Origin of the sequence: Amycolatopsis rhizosphaerae (assembly GCF_007713715.1) — a bacterium.
GTDB lineage: Bacteria > Actinomycetota > Actinomycetes > Mycobacteriales > Pseudonocardiaceae > Amycolatopsis_E > Amycolatopsis_E rhizosphaerae.
The window spans coordinates 1-5,167 of the sequence record NZ_VJWX01000507.1; the positions used below are offsets into that span (position 1 = coordinate 1).

Annotated in this window: 4 protein-coding genes and 1 pseudogene; 1 reads left to right on the plus strand and 4 read right to left on the minus strand. The window is 69.5% G+C overall.

The genetic code is table 11. From position 1 onward, the window contains the following. Together FNH05_RS38960 and FNH05_RS31755 are read right to left on the minus strand one after the other, a co-directional pair. Window positions 1-329 (minus strand): annotated as a pseudogene (locus tag FNH05_RS38960) (hypothetical protein); the annotation flags it as partial. Window positions 330-740: 411 nt separating this feature from the next. Next, complete coding sequence (locus FNH05_RS31755) at window positions 741-1,448, minus strand: BON domain-containing class I SAM-dependent methyltransferase (protein ID WP_144592536.1); 708 nt, start codon at window positions 1,446-1,448, stop codon at window positions 741-743. Window positions 1,449-1,610: 162 nt separating this feature from the next. Between FNH05_RS31755 and FNH05_RS31760 the strand changes: the two genes are divergently transcribed. Further along, window positions 1,611-2,264 carry a class I SAM-dependent DNA methyltransferase gene (locus FNH05_RS31760; protein ID WP_144592537.1) on the plus strand — a complete coding sequence of 218 codons (654 nt, stop codon included), beginning with the start codon at window positions 1,611-1,613 and terminating at the stop codon, window positions 2,262-2,264. Here FNH05_RS31760 and FNH05_RS31765 read toward each other — a convergent pair. Then, the gene (locus FNH05_RS31765) at window positions 2,249-3,622 is read right to left on the minus strand and encodes an aspartate aminotransferase family protein (RefSeq protein ID WP_186382835.1); all 1,374 of its coding nucleotides are present in this window, start codon (window positions 3,620-3,622) and stop codon (window positions 2,249-2,251) included. The genes FNH05_RS31760 and FNH05_RS31765 overlap by 16 nt on opposite strands. Continuing rightward, on the minus strand, window positions 3,582-4,907 hold the full coding sequence (locus tag FNH05_RS31770; RefSeq protein ID WP_144592539.1) for a cysteate synthase: 1,326 nt from the start codon (window positions 4,905-4,907) through the stop codon (window positions 3,582-3,584). Before FNH05_RS31770 ends, FNH05_RS31765 begins: the two co-directional genes overlap by 41 nt. Window positions 4,908-5,167: the final 260 nt, after the last annotated feature.

Consider the following 5,167-nt stretch of genomic DNA (forward strand, 5'->3'; position numbering starts at 1 on the left):
GGAGGCCCAGGCGGACCGGGCTTACAGCACGGCTTGGGCGGCGGGAAAGTGGGCATGGGCGGCTCGGGCGGCTTGGGCCTGCAGTGGTGATGCGCCCCTGGGCAATGGCAGTGCGGCGACCAGGGCAGGCACCGGCCGTCGTCCCCGCGCGGGTCGACCTGCTGTGCGGCCGCCGCACCCGGCTGGGAGCCCTGCGCCTGTGCCCGCGGTGCGGTCCCGATCAGCACCAGGCCGACCAGCGCCGCGGAAGCGACCGCGACGAGCGCCGCCAGCCAGGTTCGCCGCCGGCCGAAAACGTGTAAGAAGGCTCGAATATTTCGTGTGATCATCTGATTCTCCGGAAGGCAGGGAGGAAATCGCTTTCACGACTCTTGTTGATCGCTCGAAAACCTTTCTGGGGGATAGTTTTTTCTACGGAATTCTGCTTTTCCCGCTTGCCGGCCCTGTTGCCCCCGGGACTGCTGGGGTTCAGTCCTTCTGTTGTGACAGCTGGGATCGACGGGGCTGGCGAGTCGACACTATCCGGGCCTTCGGGCGGCACCGGTTCGTCCGTGGTCCGAACACCCGAAAAGGTGGCCACGGTTGGTCTGATGGAGTAGTTTTTCCCGGCGCGATCGGCGGACTGGTGCCGACCGGCGTTTAGAGCGGAATCCGGTCACGGGGCAACGCGAAAAAATGGTGAATCCGATGCCGCTTGCGGCGGGCGCGACCGAGGGCTGCCGTTCGGGACCGGCGCCGGGTCAGTCGAAGAACCGGGCCAGTTCGGCCTCGCCGGGAAAGTCCGCGGGATCGGTCAGCGGTCGCAGTTCGGCGAAGACGCCGGCGCCGTCACAGCCCACGTGCAGCGGGTTCCACAGCCGCCGCGATCCCGCGCGCCGGCAGATGCCCTTGATCGTCTGCACGTCGAGCAGGCGTACGTGCGTCGGGTCCGCGACGGCGTTGACGTAGCGCCACCAGGGGGACAGCACGAAGGCGATCCCGTCCGGCCGCAGCACCCGGTGCACCTCGTCGACCAGGGGCAGGAAGTCGATCAGGTGTTCCAGGATGTGCACGAGGAACACCCGGTCGGCCGAGCCGTCCGCGAAGGGCAGGGGAGCGGACACATCGGCCCGGACGTCGACCTCGGAGGTGAGGTGGAGATCGACGCCGAGGTTGGCCGGATACTGCTTCTGCGCCCCGCAGCCGAGATCGAGGACCACCGGGTCCCGGCCCGCCACGCGCACCTGGTCCCACACCGCGAGCACACCGTCCAGCCGCCCGATCACCGACCGCGCCGTGTCGAGCCGGCCCGCGTCGTCGACCTCGCCGGTCAGGTGCGCGACTCCGCGATCGAACCGCACGTCGATGCCGAGCCCGCGCACCCGGTCGTCGTACTTCCACAGTTCGCGCACGGCCTGGTCGAGGAACCGGTCGCGCATCCGGAGCCGCTGCTCCGACAGGGGCACCATCCGCACCTCCGCTCGTCCTCGCGGGGAACGTGCCCGATTCGCCGGAGGTCAAACCCGGAGTCAGGCAGGGAAAGGGCTTACCGGAGAACGGCTCGCGCCCACGGCGGGCGGTGGCGTCCGCCGGGGGTTAGGGTGAAGGCATTCCTGCCCGGGAGGTGTTCCTTGACCGGCGCCGACGAGTTCGCACCCCTGCGGATCACCTACAGAACCGATGTCGCGACCACGGCCACGAACAGCCAGGAGGCCGCGAGGATCTACGACGACTGGGCCGAAGACTACGAACGGCGCATCCTGAGCTACGGGTACTCCACGCCGGCCGTGGCGGCCGGGTTCTTCGGCCGTTACGTCGCACCCGGCGCCGGATCGGTGCTCGACGCCGGGGCGGGCACCGGGATGATGGGGCAGGTCCTCGCGCCGCTGGGCTACCACGACATCACGGGCATCGACATCTCGGAGAACATGCTGAAGGTGGCCCGCGAAAAGAGGGTGTACCGGGACCTGCGGCGGATGGAGCTGGGCAGGCGGCTGGATTTTCCCGACCACACCTTCGCCGCCGTCGTGTCGACGGGCGTCTTCGCCGCCGGTCACGCCCCGCCGGAGTCCCTCACGGAACTGGTCCGCGTGAGCAGGCCAGGCGGGTGCGTGATCTTCAGCGTGCGCACCGACGTGTACGTGGAAGGCGGCTTCCGGGACCGGCAGGACGCCTTGGAAAGGGAAGGGAAATGGCGTCTGCTGCAGACGAGTGAGCCCTTCTCGCATCTGCGGTACGAAGATCCCGGGCTCAAGGTCCGGATCTTCGCCTACCGCGTGCGGTGAGCGAGTCCCGCCAGGACGGTCCGCAGCGCGGCGGTGAACCGGTCCACCTCGGCCGCCCCGGCAGCGGTGGAAACGCACCCCACCCCGCGGGGGTCGATCAGCACGCCTTCGGTGAACAGGCCGAGAAAGATCCGGTGACGGCATCCGGCGTCGGCGCCGAGCGTGTCCCGGTAGGCGCGCACCGGGTGCGCGACCGGGTGGATCGCGAAGAGCGAACCGAGGCCGGTGACCTGCGCGGGAAGACCGGCCTCGGCGAACACGGCCCGCATCCGGTTCCGCAGGCGGGCACCCCGGGCGTTCAGGCCCCGGATCGCTTCCCCGGTGAGCACCTCGAGGGTGGTCAGGCCGCCCGCCAGGCTGACCGGGTTGGCGTTGTAACTGCCGGGATGGGGGATCCGCGGCCCGCCGCCGGAGGGGTCGAACAGGGCCATGATGTCGCCGCGGCCGCCGAAGGCGCCGAGCGGGAAGCCGCCGCCGATGAGTTTCCCGAGGCAGGTCAGGTCCGGTGACACGGCGAAGTGTTCCTGTGCACCCCCGTGGGCGATCCGGAAGCTGACGACCTCGTCGAAGACCAGCACGATGCCGAGCCGTGCGGTGAGTTCGCGCAGCATGACGAGGTAGTCCCGGTCGGCGGGGATCATGCCGGCGGAGCCCAGGACCGGTTCCACGACCACGGCGGCGAGCTGTTCGCCGTACCGCTCGATCAGCCGCGCCGCGGCCTCCACCTCGTTGAACGGCAGCACCACCGTGGTGGCGAGTGCGCCCGGCGTGAGGCCAGGGGACGCCGGAACCGCGGCCGGACGTGCCCGGTCTCCGGCCTGCCGGACCGGACGGGTGCTCACCATCACGTCGTCCCAGCTGCCGTGGTAGCCACCCTCCACTTTGGCGACCCCGGGCCGTCCGGTGAACGCCCTGGCAGCCCGGACGGCGTACATCACCGCCTCGGTCCCGGAGTTGGTGAAGCGGACCCGGTCGACGGAGGCAATCCTGTCGCACAGCAGTTTCGCCATCCGCACTCCGAGCGCGGTGGCTCCGGGAAAGCAGGTTCCCCTGTCCAACTGGTCCCGGACCGCCTCGCGGACTCGCGGATGACCGTAGCCGAGGACCAGGGACGTGTGGTTCCCGGTGAAATCCAGCAACTCGTTACCGTCCACATCGGACACGTGGCAGCCGTGTCCCTCGGCCAGCACGAGGGGATACGGAGGGTGGAAGAGGGTGCTGCGCGAATCGGCGCCCGGCAGGTACCGGCTGCCTTCCAGGAAGTACTCGTGCGACGTCGGGGTGAGGCGCCGGTAGAGCCGCTCCACATCGGACGCTTCAGCGGAAGAGGCCGACGACCCGGTCGAGGGTTTCGTCACGCTGCAGTTCCTTCCCGTCGATTTCGAGGGCGACCCTTGCCGCGCGCAGTTTCGTGCCCCGATGCTGCCTGCGGCGTCCGCCGCCGGTGATGTTCAGCAGGATCAGGGCTCTTCGGTCGATCCCGCCGTAGCGGGCCGTCTTGATCAGTGTGGCCAGCGCGACCGCGCCCGCCGGGTCGATGTCGATTCCCTCGACCTCTTCGAACAACCGTTTCGCTTGCAGGGTCTCGAGGTTGTCGGCGGTGCGGGTGTCGCCTCCCGAGCCGGTGAGGACGTCGTAGACACCGCCCCGGACCGAATAGGCGGGCCGCCGGTTCGACAGCACGTGCGCGGTGATCTGCCGGATCTGGTTCTTCCCGACCTCGTCGTCGATCTCCACCAGCTCCCGGCGGTGCGCCCGCCAGGACCGGTGGACCGGCACGAACGGCTGGTTCTGGCTCAGCACGAGCCTCGGGGGCCTGCGGCCGAATCGCCCGTCACGGGTGAGCCGCATTGTCGCGTCGTAGACCGCGATGGCTCCCGCTCCGCTTCCTATCGACTGGAAGTAGTAGTCGGGGATCCGCCCGATCGTTTCGACCGCGTTCAGCACCGTCGTGCCCAGCCCCTCGCGCTTCGCGATGTTCTTCACGCCTCCCTCGGCGACGAAACCGTCGACCCGCGCGACGCGGTTCGCCAGCGCGATCGCGTCGGAGTAGTCGGCGCACCCGGTCAGGGAGACGATCTTCACGCACGGGTGGAGGGCATCGGGAAACCTCAGGCAGGCGGCCCCGGCCACGGGCAGGATGATCAGGCAGGGAATGGTGTTCAGCGAACAGGCCCTGGCGAAGGCGGCGGCGGTGTTGCCCGCCGAGGCCACGACGAGAACCTGCTCCCGTGGCCGGGGGATCCGGGAGAGGACCGGCCACACCTCGAGCTCCTTGAAGGTCGCGGTGCCGAGGGTCGCGCCCCTTTCCGGCCAGTAGCCGTTGAACGCGACCCACAGGCCGGGCAGCCCCAGTACGCGGTTCAGCCGTTCGCTCCGGTAGGTCGCGCCGCTGCCCGCACCGGCCAGGACCCGGGTGCCGGGCAGCCACCTGCGGTACCGGAACACGCCTTCGACGCCCGCGTCCGGTTCGAAACGGGTGTTTCGGTATTCCGCGACGACGAGGGCGGGTTCGTGGCGGTTCGGGCACTCGAGGAGGAACCCGTCGTCCTCGAACAGTGCGTCACAGCCCTGACATCGCAGACGGTAGTGCGGTTCCGTCGCCGTGCGCCGGGTATGAGCATGCGCTGCCCCGTGGGCCATTTTCCTCCTGTCCCGACCCGTCCCGACGCTGTGTCGCGACATCGTTTCGGGCAGATTGGGAAGGGATTTTCCTGGAGTCGCCGCGGCTTCTTCCAGGATACTTATTCATCGCGACGGCGCAGCGCGAGTGAGTGGCTCACGGGGGAAGGGCACCGGGCACCGCTTCGGCGAGAGCGGTGCGGCGATCGGGGGGAGAATCCCGGTGTGGCCATCAACCCGCCCCATCCCGGGGTGCGGCGTCCCCGGACGGGGGCGCGCAC

Coding starts and splice junctions, on each gene's coding strand:
- FNH05_RS31770 (WP_144592539.1), bottom strand. CDS start 4,907: ATGGCCCACGGGGCAGCGCATGCTCATACCCGGCGCACGGCGACGGAA.
- FNH05_RS31755 (WP_144592536.1), bottom strand. CDS start 1,448: ATGGTGCCCCTGTCGGAGCAGCGGCTCCGGATGCGCGACCGGTTCCTC.